This is a genomic window from Flammeovirga yaeyamensis, from assembly GCF_018736045.1.
In the GTDB taxonomy this organism is placed as follows: domain Bacteria; phylum Bacteroidota; class Bacteroidia; order Cytophagales; family Flammeovirgaceae; genus Flammeovirga; species Flammeovirga yaeyamensis.
This window is the reverse complement of record NZ_CP076133.1, coordinates 797556-815272: the sequence shown is the minus strand read 5'-3', so window position 1 is coordinate 815272 and position 17717 is coordinate 797556. Positions and strand designations below refer to the sequence as shown.

Genomic DNA, 17717 nt, shown 5'->3' with positions numbered 1-17717 from the left:
CACAATCATGAAATTAATATCAAAAATATTCGTTGGACTTGCTTTGTCAGCTACATTATCAAGCTGTACAGACTATTTCGATGTAAAGAATCCAAATACGATTACAGAAGATTCCTTCTGGAAAACTAAAGAAGATGCATTCAAAGGCTTAATGGCCACATATAGTGCACTACAAGGACATGGTGTTACTGGTGGTACATCAGCAGTAAATACTCCTGTAAGATCTGATACTGGCCGTCCTAACAACTGGAATGCCGGAGCTCAGGCACTTCAAAAGCTTTCTTTTAACGACAACACTTCTGTAGTAAAAGAAAAGTGGGCAGGTCTTTATACGGGTATTCTTCGTGCTAACCAAGTATTGGAGAATATTGTAGACATCGACATGTTAGAAGAAGAGAAAGAATTGTATTTAGCAGAAGCACACTTTATTCGTGGTATTTGCTATTACTGGTTGTTCAATACTTATAACCAAGGTAATATTATTCTTCACGAAACAGTTCCTACTTCTAAAGAAGATTTCGCGAAACCACTTTCAGATCGTGAAGAGATCTTGGCTTTAATCTTATCAGATTTAAAGCATGCACAAGAAAAACTTCCTGAGTCTTGGGACGACAAAAACTTAGGTCGTGCTACTTGGGGTGCAGCTACAAGTTTCTTAGGTCATGTTTATATCAACGAAAAAGATTATAATTCAGCGAAAGCAGAATACAAAAAGATCGTTGATCGTGCTGACTTGTATCAATTAACTCCAGAGATTTCTTGGAACTTTGATGCAGAGCACGAATTCAACTCAGAGTCTATCTTTGAGGTAGTATTCTCAGCAACACAAAAGCAAGGTTCTGGTGCAGCAGGTAACTTAGATGGTCCTACTGGTTCTGAAGGTACTACAAGAGCAAGAACAATGGCGCCAGGTGGTGCAGGTGGATGGAGAGTTGTAATGCCATCGTACTGGATGACAATGCAATTAAAAGAAGATCCTATGGATCCTGCAGATAGTCGTAACGAAGGTAGATTGTACTCTTTAAGATGTGAAGCTTCTATCGCTTTAGCTGATGATGAAACTATTTACTATCAAAAAGAAGTTGAAAAAGCAGGTTTCAATAACGGTGAAGCATCTTATTTAAGAAAATTCCAAAACCACCAAAACGAAAATGATGGTATTGGTGATAACTACAGCTCAGGTATTAACGAAAGAATTGTTCGTTTAGCAGATATTTATTTATTGTATGCTGAGTGTATTCTTAAATTAGAAGGTGATGCAGCAGTAAATGAAGCAGTTACTTTGATTAACAAAATCAGAGCTAGATCAGGCGTACTTCAGTTAGAACCATTAAACTACGATGCTAACTCTTTAATGGAGCACATCATGTGGGATGAAAGACCAAAAGAACTAATGTTTGAAGGTCATGATATCCGTTGGGTCGATTTAAGACGTTGGGGTAAAGTAAAAGAGCAATATACAAGATTATCTAAATTGGAATTTGTTCTTGAAGCCGGTGTGTTACGTTATGCAACAGCAGACGACGCTGAAGCCGCAATTTTACAAGAATATGGAGAGGGTGCAGCAGCTTACACGCCACTAGCACATGATTACTTCCCTATTCCAGTAGACGAAGCACTAACTAACCCTAACATCAAATAACAATTAAATTAATTAGAACATGAAACTTCTAAAAAATATATGCGTAGGAGCGATGGCGTTTGCAGCTGCTCTCACATCCTGCCAAAAAGACGATGTAGTTCCTCACGGGGACTTCCAAGACGTAGCCATTTTCTCCTCATACCAAGGACAAATCACGGTAGAGGTAAACAACCAAATTGCTATTGCAGATGGTTCAAAAGGCTATTCTTCTAGAAAATGGTCTATTCCTGCACCAAATTATTTCATCAACAACAACGATTCTGTTTTGGATGAAGAAACAGCTTATGTAAAGTTCATGGAAGTGGGTGATGTACCTTTAAAAATTGAATGGCAATTCCCTGACTCTACAGGTATTCGTGATCACGATTCATTGTTTATCGTGAACGTTTTAGATACCATTACTACTAAAATAGCAGTAACCAAAGTAGAAGGTAACTATTCAGTAAAAGACGGTAAGTACGTTATTGAAGCGGGTTCTATTGTAACAATGACAGACACTAGTTCGGGATCTCCTGATACTTTTGAATGGTTATTGGAAGGCGAGGACGAATCGCTTGTCACTAAAACTGTTGAAGTTCAATACAAGAAATTGGGTAAATTCGATGTAGGATTAGTTTCTTCGAGAGCAGAACCTTTTGGACGTCCTGATTCATTAGTAATGGTTGACTTTATCGAAGTTATTCCATCAACTTTACCAGTTCTAATGACTGAAGCTAATGAAACTAACCTTCCTGGTGTTGTACAATTACAATTCTCTAGAGAAATGAATGTGGTGGATGAAACTCAAATTCCAGCATTCAGTGTTAAAGTGAACGGTACTGATGATGCAGTGATTAAATCAATCCAATTAAACCCTGCTGATGCTAGTATTATTGAGTTACATTTAGAGCAAGATCTATTAAACTCTCAAACAGCAACAGTATCTTACGATGCTAGTGTAGGTACAGTAGAATCTTCTGACTTCGTGAAATTAGACACGTTTACAGATGAAAACGTAAATATTTTCTTAGTAAACTTACTAACAGTAAATACAAGCTTTGAAGACGGTACAATCGCTCCATTTGGTGATCCATACAACATCAAAGGAAACACTTACCTATCAAACACTAGTTCTGATGCTCAAGAGGGTTCTAACTCGTTGATGGTAAAAATGGATGCGGGTACGAATTCACAAATTGGTCAAAACGAAGGATTCTTCAAGATTGAAAAAGGTAAGACTTATGCCTTAGAATTCTGGGTGAAAGTAGTATCAAACCCAGCTGGAAATAACTTTGAAATGACTTGGAGAATGCAACCTGCTGCAGGTTGGTCTGATGGATACAAACAATGGTTAGGCCGTTGTTGTACAGATGCCTTGAAACCTGAAAATGAAGGTACATGGCAGAAGATAACAATCCTTACAGATAAACAAGCTCCTGAGGATTGGGAAGAAGCTAAACTTCACTTCCAACCAGGTTGTGGTGATGCAGGAGAAGTCGAAATGTTATTCGATAATTTCAAATTCTATGAATATGAAGTTCCTCCAGTAAACTAAATATTAGTACTCTAATAGAAGCAGAATACCTATAAAATGGTATTCTGCTTCTTTTCATATACAGCCTAAACGTATTGAAAGGCAATTTTGATAATTTAGGCCTATGAAGCAAAGTAGTGGTTGTAGACATGGGAAGAATAAAATCACCCCCTGTTTTAGCAAAAATTTTCGCCACTCTAACCCTATTATGACTACTATATTTGAATTAATGAATTATTACTAATCAACATTCGGTATGAAATTATTTTTTATCAATTTTACAAAGGTATTGGCGTTAGCTACAATCCTTGTGACTACCAAAGTTGAAGCACAGACGGCAGTGACTATTGACTTTGAAACTCAACGTTATTTAAATGATGTATCCGAGCTGGATAGAACGAAGTACTTCAATATCCACATGGCTCCTGGTAAAGACTACGAAGATCAAGACATGGAAGACCTGAAAGAATGGGGCGTAACTTTAGGCCGTTCTTTTTGGGGTGCTTTTGGTAGATACAACGACTATATTTCTCAGAACGGTTTACCGTCTGATAATAAAATTATGGTCGATGGTGCCAATAGTATCAACTCACTTAAGAATTCATCACATTTTAAATATGTGACGAAACAAATGGTGGTAACGGACCACCCATCAGCTATGATTCGTATGGAAATGGATACGGATGAAGCAGGCAAGTTTGCTGCAAAGTATTTCAAATACAATTACGAAGACGATTTCCGTCCTGATTATTACGAGCCGGTAAACGAACCTTTCGTACATGCAGATGAGTTTACAGAAAATGGAAAATATACTGAAGCAGCAGTTCGCAGAAAAACAGCGGAATACTTTAGAGATATAGGTAAAGCATTCAAAGAAGAAGGACTAGATACAAAAGTAGTCGGTTACTCTTCGGCTTGGCCTTCTTTAGAACTTTGGGATTTTGAACATTGGAACTCGAGAATGAAGATGTTCATGGATGTTGCCGGTGAACATATGGACGGTTTTTCTACTCACCTTTATGACGGTATCAACGTAAAAGGTGGCGACACAGAAAGATCAGGTAGTAATTCTATCGCCATTCTTGATTTGATTGAAACATACAGTAACATCAAATGGGGTAAAGTAAAGCCGCACGCGATCACAGAATATGGTGGAATTCCAGTAACAGAAAACAACATCTACTCTGACATCATCAGTATTCAGACGATTCGTTCCACTAACCACTTGATGTTCGAACTAATGGACAGAGAAGACCGTATGTTGATCTCTATCCCTTTCAACACTGGTAAATCTCCTTGGTTCTACGAAGCAAACGACTGGGAACCTTACGGTGCTAACCTTTGGAGACCTGACAAAGAATCAATTGTTAACAACAAACCAACTAGATATTTCTATACGGCTAAAAGATTCTTCTACGACCTTTGGAAAGGTGTGGATGGTACTAGAGTTAGAATTAATACAAACGATCAAGATTTATTGGTACAAGCGTTTGTTGATGGTAATAAAGCCTATGTTTGTTTGAACAGTTTAAGAAGAGAAAATCAAACTGTAGCTTTAAACTTTGTTTCTGGATTGGGTAATGTATCCAAAGTCAATAAAAGAAGCTTAAAGATCTACAAAGAGGAATCTCCTATTTATTCTGATGAAGATATCACAAATCCACAAAGTGTAACACTTGAACCACATGAAACTGTGGTATTGACATATGATTTAGAAAGACCAGTGATCTTCTCTAAAAAATCAGTTAGAAAAGAGTACTACTCAGAAGATCATATGAAGACGATTGCTGCCAACGAAAAGCTTACTTTCTCATTTAAAAATGTAGAACTAGATGCAGCAAATGGCGAGGCACGTTTAAGAATGTCAATCGGTAGAAAACACGATAAAACAAAACGTCCATCAGTTAAAGTAAACGGAGTAACTGTTAGTGCTTTGAATAATTGGAAAGGATACGATCAAGCAGACAGAGAAGACTTCTTTGGTTCTATTGAGATTCCTGTTCCTCATTCATTACTTAAACAAGATAATACAGTAGAAATTACGTTCCCTGATGATGAAGGTACAGTAAGTTCGGTAGTCTTGAAAGTGATCAATATTTACAACCAAACACAACGTGTTCCATTTAGAAGTGATATTGACCTTCCTTCAACTATTGAGGCAGAAGATTTTGATATCGGTGGTTTATCAATTGGTTACCACTCATTAAATGATGTAAACGAGTATGGAAAATATAGAATTAATGAGGGTGTAAATATTAAAGACGGTGCCACTAACTACGATATCGTGTTAAACGAATCAGAATGGACTTCTTATACTGTAAATGTAGACGAATCGGCGGTGTATAAATTAGCTGTAGACGGTGCATCAGACAGTGATGTTTCTGAAGTGGTGATGACCATTAATAATGAATCTGTTTCTGCACCTTTAAGCTTTAACGCTGATATGAACACGGCAGAGGCAACTGTAGAAATGCCTTCAGGCAACTACCCTATTCATTTGATATCGCAAACAGGCACCGCAACAATCGATAAATTAGCTTTCACTTTAGAAAGCATTTTAACGGATGAAATTGCCTTTGTTTCTGGTGATAATGAAGTGGAATCTGGAACAACTAACACTTACAAAGTATCCTACAACGCATCGAAAGACCGTGATATCGTATTAGAACTTTGGGGTGACGCTTTCTTATTGGGAAGTGCTCGTGTAGAAGTTGCAGAAGGAACAAGCGAAATTGATATTGACTTATCGATCATTGCAGAGCCTGTAAATTATCAAGAACTAGAATTAGTTGCTCGATTAGTGAAGAGAGGTAGTTTAAGTACTTTAAATATTGCTGAAGATACTTTTGATGAGTTAAACTATAACCCTATCCTATCATCGGATGACAACCTTAGATTAGAAGAGCAAATTACACTTTTCCCAAATCCACTGAATGGACACCAAGAAATCAATTTGAGAGCATCAAGTAGAATTCAAAAGGTGGAAATCATCGATTTGAATGGTAAAGTTGTTGATACTTTCTCTTTCGACTTAAGTGCTAATCAAGTGAAGTTAGACCTAGAAGGCAATTATCAAAATGGTATTTACTTGGTAAAAATCATTTCAGAAAATGGAACAACAACAAAACGAATTCTGATACGCTAAAGCAAAAACAATGAAAAGAAATGAATTAATTATCTGTGGTATTTTCCTATTGGGGCTTATTGCGCCCCAATGGGGTAATGCCCAGAGCACTCAACAGCTTCAAGAAGCTCGAGTGAAACAAGATATTAACCAACAGTGGTCCTTCCACCGAGGTGAACTCAACGAAAAAGAAGTAAGCGATCCAGGCTTCGACGATAGCCAATGGGAAAAAGTAAATGTCCCTCATGTAATGAAGCTTTCTTCTAACGAGTTGGATAACTCTTCTGATACTTCTTCACAGCTCACTTTCCAAAGATACATTGGCTATTATAGAAAGGAGTTAAAGGTAGAAGCAACAAAAGAACAAAAGGTATTTCTAGAGTTCGAAGGAGCACACCAAAACACTAAACTTTGGGTAAATGGAGAGTTTGTAGGTCAAGATATGGTGAGTGGCTTCACTCCTTTTAGCTTTGATGTAACAGACTATGTAAAGAAAGACGGAAGTGCTAACTCTATCGTGCTAAGCGTAGACAACCGTCCAAACCCAGTTATTCCTCCTGATGGCGACCGTAGAGACTATATTCTTTACAGTGGTTTGTATCGTGATGTATATTTAGTAGTGAAGAATCCTGTACACATTACTTTCGATTGGGAAGATAAATATGCGGGTGTATTCATCACTACACCGACCATCTCGAAAAGCAATGCAACGATCAACATCAGATCGACAGTGAAGAACACACAGTCTACTCCATCTAAAACTACTGTTGTTCAAAGAGTAGTTGATAAAGAGGGTTATGTAGTTACTAAAGCAACAGAAACCTATCAGATTGCGCCAAAAGCATCTCACACATTCCAACAAACTACAGGTATTACAGAGAATTTAAGACGTTGGTCTATCGATGATCCTTATTTATACAAAGTGCAAACTTTAGTGTATCAAGACGATCAATTGATGGATGTTGTCGAGAATCCTCTTGGAATTAGACAATTTGATTTCATCCATGGTGAAGGCTTCTTATTAAACGGTGAGAATATTGAATTGGTCGGTGTAAACAAGCACCAACAATACCCTTATGTAGGTGATGCTGTTGCCAACAGTTTGCATAGAAAAGATGCTGAACAGTTTAAAGAAACAGGTTATAACGTGGTTCGTTTGGCACACTATCCTCACGACAATGCATTTATCGAAGCATGTGATGAACTAGGTATCTTGTTGATTGAAGAAGCACCTTCTTGGATTCACTTCGTAGAAGGAGAATGGTTCGACAACCTAGAGGAAGCGACTAGAATTATGATCAGAAACCACAGAAATCACCCATCGATCTTGATGTGGAGTGGAGGTTTAAACCATAGAGGTCCAGTAGAACGTTTACACTATGCTTGTAAAGAAGAAGATCCTACACGTATGACAGGTTCTAACGGTGCCCCTTGGACAGGTCCTGTGCACTCTGGAGTTTGTGATATCTATACACCAATGGATTACCAAAACATGCCTGTAACTGAGAATGATTTCTCTTTCTTATGTGAGCACGGTAGTTCTGATGATGCATTAACCAACCAATTCGAAGTATCGAAATCTAAAGCATCTGCCAACCGTTTTGGGGTAGCACTTTGGACAGCACACGATTACTTCTCTTTCCAAAAAGATTGGGGTATGCAAGTAAGAAGACCTTATTCTATCTTCAGAGTACCTAACCCTGTGAACTTCTGGTATAAATCGGAAATGACAGATGTTCCAATGGTGTACATTGCGGATGAAAGAGCAAGTAAAAACAACAACATTGTAGTTTTCAGTAACTGTGATGAAGTAGAGTTATACAACGACGGTAAATTAATCGCAAGACAAAAACCTGATGATGACCCTAACAGGGCTTTCTGTAATTCTCCATCTTATACATTTAGATTAGTGGGTGAATATGGCGATTTATCAGCCAAAGGTTTCATCAGAGGTCAACAAGTGGCTGATTATACTTTGAACAAATACGGAAAAGCATATCAACTAAAACTAGAATTGGAAGATCAGAATGCTGATATCCTTGCAAGTGGCGGTGATATGAGAATGGTGAGAGCCTATATCGTAGATAAAGACGGCAACAAAGTTGTAGGTGATAACGAAACAATGGTATCCTTCAAAATCGAAGGTGAAGGTGTTTTAATCGGTGGTAAAGAGATTGGCGCCAACCCAAATAAATCGTATTGGGGTACAGCATCAATTATCTTGAACTCTACTTTGAATGCAGGTAAATTTAAAATTACAGCAAAAGCGAAAGGGTTAAAATCGGCAACATTGGAAGGTGAAACATTCCCTTACTCAACAGATATGAGAAAGAAGGAAATTTCTGATGTTAACGACTTCCCAATTGTTAAAGTCGACCTAGGTGGTAAAGATCAATTGTTACAATTCGATTGGAACCGTTGGGACGAAAACAAAAGCTTTACTTTAAAAGATTATGAAAATGCAGAGGTAAGTGTTGCTGCTAAAAATGGCGACTTAAAATGGAATACTGCATTTGGTCTTTTAGGTAACCTACCTTACTTAGCGATGGACGGTGTGACTGCAAAAGCAGACGATCAAATCGAGTTAACGTTCAACAACCTTCCTAAAGGAAAGTATGAGTTAACTACTTACCATCACTCGATTAAAGTATTGGCAAGAGTAAAAGGAAATGCCATTCTAGAGAAGAAATTAAACACTTACCAGATAAGTGTAAAAGACAATAAAGGTAATCGTATGCCTATTCCAGCAATAGAGCCTACAAGTGGTGTTAAACTTGGAAACTTGTATCCAGCAAAAGCTACTTATTACATCTACTCAGACGGCCAATCGGCTGTTAAAGTAATTGTTCAAAACTACGCGCAGGATGTTCCTGTGGTTCTCAATGGATTCGAAATTAAGCAACGAGTTTCAGAAGAAAAACTAAAACAAACACTATAGTTTTCTTCTATTTTTAATTGAGACGAAATAAGACGACCGACGACAAAAACCCTCATAGAGTAACCTTCTATGAGGGTTTTTAATTTCTCCCCCCTTAATCAAACAAATAAACTACCGATGAACCTGTTTAAATAATATAAATTTGAAATATCATCTTCTGAAGTAGCTATATTGTCTACCTAAGCAAATGAATAACTAAACAGCGTTTTTGAAATGAAAAGAATTACAACTTATTTTTTAGGGTTCCTATTCCTAACAACAACAACTCAGCTAAAGGCTCAAGAAGAAGAATTTATTTGGCTTGATCCGTATAGAGATACAGATGAAAGAATCGAAGCACTTTTAGGTGCTATGACTCTAGAGGAAAAAGCGTCTCAATTAATCGACGTTAGTGAGGGTATTCCTCGTTTACATATTCCTACTTATAATTGGTGGAACGAAGCGTTACATGGTGTTGCAAGAAATGGTAGAGCCACTGTGTTCCCTCAGGCAATCGGTATGGCTGCCACTTTCGACAAAGATTTATTGCAAAATATTGGTACTGCTATTGGTGCTGAGGCAAGAGCAAAATTCTTAGTCGCTCAAGAAATGGATAACAGAAGTAGATATGCTGGTCTTACTTTCTGGTCACCAAACGTAAACATCTTTAGAGACCCTCGTTGGGGTCGTGGTCAGGAAACTTATGGAGAGGATCCATATTTATCTGGTCAGATGGGTTTACACTTTGTAAAAGGTTTACAAGGAGATCACGATAAGTATTTACAAGCTGCTGCTTGTGCTAAGCACTATGCGGTTCACTCTGGTCCAGAAGAAGACCGTCACGTTTTTGATGCAGTTCCTTCGATGAAAGATTTCAGAGAAACATATTTACCTGCTTTCAAAACATTGGTAGTAGATGGAGATGTTGAAGCAGTGATGGGTGCGTATAACAGAGTATTTGGTGAGCCAGCTTGTGGTTCTGAGTTACTTTTAGACGATATTTTAAGAAAAGAATGGGGATTTGATGGTCATGTAGTATCTGATTGTGGTGCTATTTTAGACTTCTATGCCCACCATAAAGTGTATAAAGACGGAGCAGAGGCAACAGCTGCTGCCATCAAAGCAGGAACTGATTTAAACTGTGGTAAAGTATACAAAGAAAGTGTTGTTGCGGCTATAGATCAAGGTCTTATTACTGAGAAAGAAGTTGATGAACGCTTAACTAACTTACTAAGAACTAGAATCAAATTGGGTTTATTAGATCCAAAAGAAATCAACCCTTTTAATAATGTAAGTTCAGATACTGTAGGGTGTCATACACACAGACGTTTAGCATACGAAGCGGCTTTAAAATCAGCTGTACTACTTAAAAATGATAATAACGCACTTCCTTTAAAGAAAGATATTAGAACACTTTATGTGGTAGGACCTAACGCTAACAACTCGGAAGTGTTATTGGGTAACTACTTCGGTATGAGTGGTACAATGACGAACATCTTAGAGGGTATTGTAAGTAAAGTGAGCTTGGGAACAAGTATCAACTACAAGCAAGGTATTTTATTGGATCGTCCAAATGTAAACCCTATCGATTGGTCAACTGGCGAGGCCGCTTCTGCTGATGCTTGTATTGCGGTTGTTGGTATCTCAGGATTGATCGAAGGTGAAGAAGGTGAAGCCATTGCATCGGATGCTAAAGGTGATAGAAACAACATCAAACTTCCTCAAAATCAAATCGACTACTTGAAGAAGATCAAATCGAAATCAAAAAATCCTTTGATTGTGATTATTACTGGCGGTAGCCCGATGAACTTGATGGACATTGTTGATGTAGCAGATGCTATTCTATTTGCTTGGTATCCTGGTCAAGAAGGTGGTGAAGCTATTGCAGATATCGTTTTCGGTAACGAATCACCTTCAGGTAAATTACCATTAACGTTCCCTAAATCGTTAGACCAACTTCCGGCATACGACGATTACACTATGGAAGGTAGAACGTACCGCTACATGGATGTGGATCCTTTATACCCATTCGGTTACGGTCTTACTTATACGCAATTCGACTATAGCGATATCAAATTCAACAAAGATAAAATTAAGTCGAAAGAAGATTTAGTAGCTACTGTAACAGTAACCAACAAAGGTACTGTTGAAGCTGAAGAAGTAGTACAATTGTACTTATCAGATTATGAGGTAAAATTCGGTGCTCCAAACCACTCTTTAAAGGACTTCCAAAGAGTTCGTTTAGCTCCGGGACAATCAAAAGAAATATCATTCACTATTCCTCAAGATAAGAGAATCATCTTTGATGACGAAGGTAAGGAAGTGAATCCAAGAGGTAAACTTACGGTTTCTATTGGCAGTGCTTCGCCAATGCCTAGAAGTAAAGAACTTGGCGCTACACTAAGCGCAAAGAGTGTGACTATAAATAAATAATAACGAGAAGATTTAGAAATGGGAAGCACCCTTATTTACTTCCCATTTCTCTTTTTATTATCCGACTATTACGATGAGATTATCTTACTTTTTTTCTATTGGACTGCTTCTAATCCTAGGCAGTTGTGCAAAAAATCAAACAGCATCAAATGATACTCCTCCTAACGTGATCTTAATTATTACAGACGATCAGGGTTATGGGGATATTGGTGCTCATGGCAATAAAATGATTGATACTCCACATATGGATCAACTGCATAGTGAGAGTGTCCGATTAACCAATTTCCATGTGAGCCCTACTTGTGCTCCATCAAGATCTTCGATTATGACGGGTAGATATGCCAATCGTGTAGGTGTTTGGCACACTGTGATGGGAAGATCGATTTTATATGAAGATGAAAAAACAATGGCGGATATTTTCGCTCAAAATGGCTATAAAACGGCAATGTTTGGTAAGTGGCATTTAGGTGATAATTACCCTTACAATCCAAGATTTAGAGGTTTCCAAGAAGTGCTTACTCACGGTGGCGGTGGTGTTGGACAAACGCCTGACTTCTGGAACAACGATTACTTTGACGATACGTACATCCATAACGGTGTAGAAAAGCAAATGCCTGGCCACTGTACTGAAGTGTGGTTTAACTCGGCAATGAACTTTATCGAAAAGAACAAAGACAATCCTTTCTTCTGCTACATTTCGACCAATGCTCCTCACGGTCCATTGAACGTAGAACAACACTATGTAACACCTTACTTAGACAAAGGCTTAAACAAGACATTATCAAAATTCTATGGTTTAATTACTCAAGTAGATGATAACCTTGGAATACTAAGAAACAAACTAGAAGAATGGGGAATTGCAGATAACACTATCCTTATTTTCATGACCGACAACGGTACTGCATTTGGTGCGGGCAAACAAGGATTCACTGCCGATATGAGAGGACACAAAGGTTCTGAATACGAAGGTGGACACAGAGTACCCTGTTTTATTTATTGGAAAGACGGGAACATCCAAAAGGGATACGATATGAACGACTTAACAGCACATATCGATTTACTTCCGACGCTGATGAACTTGTGTAACATCAAAAACACCGATAATATTGATTTTGATGGGATGGATATCACGAAGTCTTTAACATCAAAAAGTGAGTTGCCTAATAGAACTTTGATTGGGGATTCTCAACGTTTGGAATATCCTGTGAAGTGGAGAAAATCATACACTATGAAAGGCAATTGGAGATTAGTGAACGGAACAGAGTTATATGATTTATCTACAGATCCTGCTCAAAAGAAAGATATCGCAGATCAGCATCCAGCATTGGTAAAAGAATTACGTCAGGCTTACGAAGACAATTGGGCAGATCAGGAGAAATCATTCGGTCAGTTCCCTTATATCTTATTGGGGGCTAAGGAATCGAAATCTGCTTTCTTAACGGCTCACGATTGGCATGTAGAAGAAGAAGCTCAAATTCCTTGGAATCAGAAATTGATTCGTAAAGGTGTAGAAGGAAACGGTGAGTGGAGAGTGGACTTTACAACTACCGGTAAGTACGAATTTATTTTGAAGCGTTACCCTGAAGAAGCACACTTAATGAACAATGAAGTGGCTCCTGAGTACAAATCGAAAATGGAAGGTTACTACCTGCCAAAAGGAAAAGTATTTGATGTTCATAAAGCAGGTTTAAGAATCGGTGATCAGACATGGTCGGAGGACATCAAGAAGAAAGGGAACGAGGTAAGCTTTACAGTTGAAGTACCAAAAGGGGAAACAACTTTGGAAGCTTTCTTTATCACGAAAGAAAATAAAAAACAAGGAGCGTATTACTTGTATGTCAATAAACTGACAAATACCGAAAGCTAAATAATGAATACAATGAATCGATTACTTATAATTTTTGGTTGCTTACTTGCCTGTGTGTCAACATCAAATGCTCAGAAGAAGAGTAAGGAACAACGACCAAATATCATTTTCATATTAACGGACGATCAGCCTTACGATTACTTAAGTGTAACGGGAAATAAAGTAGTGAAAACGCCTCATATCGATCGTTTAGCGAATGAAGGAACGTTGTTTACCAATGCACACATCACCAGTCCTATTTGTATGCCAAGTAGAGTGTCTATGTTGATGTCGCAATACGAAAGAAAGCATGGTGTCAACTTTAATTCGGCTACTGCACTTTCGGAAGAAGCTTGGCAAAACTCCTACCCTATGGTGATGAGAAAAGCAGGTTACTTTACGGCTTACATTGGTAAGAACCACACTCCTCTTGGAAAAAATGGCTACAAGTCGATGGTCATGGAGAACTCCTTCGATTACTTCTATGGAGGACACAGACACTTGGGTTTCTATCCTAAAGACCGCCATAAAATCTTTAGAGGCGCCGAAAATGATACTCAAATCGAGATTGTAGAAGAAGCTGCTTTTGATGTTTTGGATAACAATGAGTTCAGAATTAAAGAAGCGTTTAAGGTGATGGAAGGTCGTCCTACAGATCAGCCTTTCTTGATCAACTTGTGTTTCAACTTACCTCATGGAGCGAGTACATCAACAATGCAACAAAGAGAAGGTGATGATGAAATTTACAAAAGCTTCTTGAGAGATCAGGAGATTCCTTTACCGGAGAATTATATCGCTAAAAAGGACATCAAAGCGCCTAAGCTTCCTGCAGATTTATTGAGAGTGGAAGACAGACAAACGATTTATGATCATGTGGATACGCCGGAGTTAACTAAGGAAAGATTAATTCGTCAGTATCAAGCAATGACAGGTATTGATCGCTTGGTAGGTCACCTTCAGGATAAATTAAAAGAACTGAAATTAGATAAAAATACGATCATTATCTTCTCCTCTGACCATGGTTTATTGATGGGACAGTATGGTCTTGGTGGTAAGGCATTATTGTATGAGTACTGTACAAAAGTATCGACGATTGTGTACGATCCAAGAATTCCTAAGAAGAAAAGAGTACATAGAAACGATGCTTTGGTGCAAAGTATTGATATCGCTCCTACTATGTTAGCCAATGCTGGAATTGATATTCCGGAGGTGTATCAAGGTAGAGATGTGACTCCTTTGTTAATCAACGAAGAAGCAGAGTTTAGATCGTATGTATTCACCGAAAACCTTTGGTCGACTCACTTTGGTAATCCTAGATGTGAGGCTGTACAAAATCAAGAATGGAAGTACATCAGATACTATAAAAACGAGACGTTCTCTGCCTCTAAACGCATCAAATATGCGAAGGCTTTGGGAATCAACGTAAATAGTGTTTTGTACGGTATGAACGATAAGGAAATTCCTGTTTACAGAAGCTTTGCAGAAAGCTCTTTAGAAGGAGAAGCTCCTGTGTATGAGGAATTATATCATCTTTCGGAAGATCCAAATGAGCTAAACAATTTAGCGAGTGATGATCAATACAAAGACAAATTAGAAGAATTAAGAAAAGCTTGGGATACAGAAATTAAGGCAGCAAGAGGAACAGGCCAACCACTTGTAGAACGCTTTACTACTGAATCCGCTCAAGAATATAAGGACAAACATCCTGCGTTAATCCACGATTAAGCAAAAGAAATTGAAATGAATACATTTAAAGCATTAGGGGTCGGTCTATTATGTACCGTCATGTCTTGCTCACAGCAGGTGCCCCAACAAGATTTAGAAAGTTTAGAGCCGGTGAGCTTTAACGATAATTGGCGATTCTCTAAAGGAGAATTACCAAATGCTAAAAATACTGAGTTTAGCGATAAAGATTGGAGAACATTAGAATTACCACACGATTGGGCGGTAGAAGGACCTTTCGATAAAAAATACAATGCCCGTAGTGGAGGACTTCCTTTCCACGGTCAGGCTTGGTATAGAAAAGAATTCTTTGTTCCTAAAAAGCTAGAAAATAAAAAGGCTTTTATCTACTTCGAAGGCGTAATGAACCAAGCAGAGGTGTTCGTGAACGGTAAAAAAGTAGGTGAACGTCCTTACGGTTATATTGGTTTCGAATTGGACATGACTGAGGCGATCCAATTTGGTCAGAACAACACGATAGCAGTAAAATGTAATCCAGAAGAATTAAGTGCGCGTTGGTATCCTGGAGCAGGTATTTATAGAGATGTTTGGGTAGAATATAAGAACCCTGTTCATATTGCTCATGATGGTACATTTATTACTACTCCAGAAATTACTGAAGCTGCAGCCAAGGTAAATATTGGAGTAGATTTGACGAACAGCTTGGATAAAAAATCGAATGTTACTTTAGAAACTATTATTGTTGATGCGAAAGGAAACACTATCGATAAATCTTCTAAGAAAGTAGCACTTGATGCTAACACCCAACAAACTGCACAACTTGAGTTGAACATCCAAAAGCCTCAATTGTGGACAATGGAAGATCCGCATTTGTATAAGGCGATCACTTTTGTGAAAGATGGAGAAACTGAGTTAGATAAAATTACTTCTAGATTTGGTGTAAGAACAATCGAATTCTATGCAGATAAAGGTTTCTTACTAAATGGTAAGCAGGTGAAATTCCAAGGAGTTTGTCTACATCATGATCAAGGTCCTTTGGGCTCTGCAGTGAATAAAAGAGCGAAAGAGAGACAATTACAGATTATGAAAGATATGGGTGTGAATGCGATTAGAACATCTCACAACCCTCCATCAGAAATACTTCTAGATCTTTGCGACGAAATGGGACTTTTAGTCATAGACGAAGCATTTGATGAGTGGAAGATCGGTAAGGTAGAAAACGGATACAATAAGCATTACGAAGAATATAGTGAACGTGATCTAAGAGATTTTATCAGAAGAGATCGTAATCACCCGTCGATTGTGATGTGGAGTATTGGTAATGAGATTTTAGAGCAAACAAGAAAAGACGGTTGGAAAGAAACAAGACGTTTAGCGAAGATTGTAAAATCGGAAGATACTTCTCGTCCTGTGACAGCTGGGTTTAACTATCACCCATTGGCTATTGTGAATAAACTAGCACATGAGATCGATATTGTGGGCTTCAACTACTTCCCAATGCGTTATGAAAACATCTTGAAAGAGCATCCTGAATGGATCGTTTACGGTTCGGAAACTTCTTCTTGTACAAGTTCTAGAGGACATTACGATTTACCTCGTGAACCAAAGGTCGCTGAGGGATCTTTACAAGTGACAAGTTACGATTTGGTGGGTCCTCCTTGGGCGTATCCTCCAGATTTAGAATTTGAGATGTTGGAAAAATCACCTCGTATTTTGGGTGAGTTTATGTGGACAGGTTTTGATTACCTTGGAGAACCTACTCCTTTTGGTGGTCGTGATAATAAGACGAATGGTTTATGGAACAGTGATTGGCCGGTACACTCGTCGTTCTTCGGAGCAGTCGATTTATGTGGCTTCCCTAAAGATAGATTCTACCTGTACCAAAGTCAGTGGACAAAAGAACCAATGGTACACGTTTTACCTCACTGGAATTGGGAAGGAAAAGAAGGAGAAATTATCCCAGTACAAGCATTTACAAATGCAGAAGAAGTGGAGCTTTTCGTGAATGGAAAGTCAATGGGTAAAAAAGTGAAAGGAAAAGATTTAACGGCGTTACCAATGACACATAGAGACTGGAAAGAAAAAGGCCCTATGATGTCGAAGTACCGTTTAAGCTGGGATGTTCCTTATCAACCTGGTGAAATCAAGGTAATTGCTTTCAATAATGGTAAAAAAGTGGCTGAAAAGGTCATAAAAACGGGGGGAAAACCGCATCATATTGTTTTAGAAGCAGATAGGTCGTTAATTGCATCTGATGGCAAAGATCTTTCTTATATCACTGCTAAAGTTGTCGATAAAGAGGGGAATTTCTGCTACACTGCATCAAATAATCTACAATTTGAAATAGTAGGAGACGGCACAATCGCAGGCGTAGGTAACGGTAATTCTTCATCTGTAACGAACTTGAAAGGTGATAAAATGGAAGTCTTTAATGGTTTAGCTTTAGCTATTGTGCAAAGTAAAAGAGGTGGGGTAACTCCTATTACTTTAAAAGCAACATCAAAAGGTTTACAAGAAGCCACTGTAGAAATTAAATTTCAACCATCACTTTGAAATAAA

Annotated in this window: 8 protein-coding genes; all 8 read left to right on the top strand. The window is 38.2% G+C overall.

Annotation, left to right across the window (positions count from 1 at the left end; all coding sequences use genetic code 11):
* Positions 1 to 7: 7 nt before the first annotated feature.
* Entirely contained in the window at positions 8 to 1642 is a 1635-nt protein-coding gene (locus tag KMW28_RS23315) for a RagB/SusD family nutrient uptake outer membrane protein (protein ID WP_169661989.1), read from the top strand.
* Positions 1643 to 1661: 19 nt separating this feature from the next.
* On the top strand, positions 1662 to 3176 hold the full coding sequence (locus KMW28_RS23310; protein WP_169661990.1) for a carbohydrate binding domain-containing protein: 1515 nt from the start codon (positions 1662 to 1664) through the stop codon (positions 3174 to 3176).
* A 235-nt stretch (positions 3177 to 3411) separates the two neighbouring features.
* Positions 3412 to 6300 (top strand): T9SS type A sorting domain-containing protein, encoded by a 2889-nt coding sequence (locus KMW28_RS23305; RefSeq protein WP_169661991.1) that lies wholly within the window; start codon positions 3412 to 3414, stop codon positions 6298 to 6300.
* 10 nt (positions 6301 to 6310) lie between these two features.
* Entirely contained in the window at positions 6311 to 9217 is a 2907-nt protein-coding gene (locus KMW28_RS23300) for a glycoside hydrolase family 2 protein (protein WP_169661992.1), read from the top strand.
* 213 nt (positions 9218 to 9430) lie between these two features.
* A complete protein-coding gene (locus KMW28_RS23295) occupies positions 9431 to 11629 on the top strand; it encodes a glycoside hydrolase family 3 C-terminal domain-containing protein (protein WP_169661993.1) in 2199 nt (732 codons plus the stop codon).
* A 73-nt stretch (positions 11630 to 11702) separates the two neighbouring features.
* Positions 11703 to 13496 (top strand): arylsulfatase, encoded by a 1794-nt coding sequence (locus tag KMW28_RS23290; protein WP_169661994.1) that lies wholly within the window; start codon positions 11703 to 11705, stop codon positions 13494 to 13496.
* A gap of 12 nt (positions 13497 to 13508) precedes the next feature.
* A complete protein-coding gene (locus KMW28_RS23285) occupies positions 13509 to 15200 on the top strand; it encodes a sulfatase-like hydrolase/transferase (protein WP_240972478.1) in 1692 nt (563 codons plus the stop codon).
* 15 nt (positions 15201 to 15215) lie between these two features.
* A complete protein-coding gene (locus tag KMW28_RS23280; RefSeq protein ID WP_205958101.1) occupies positions 15216 to 17711 on the top strand; it encodes a glycoside hydrolase family 2 TIM barrel-domain containing protein in 2496 nt (831 codons plus the stop codon).
* The last annotated feature ends 6 nt before the right edge of the window (positions 17712 to 17717 follow it).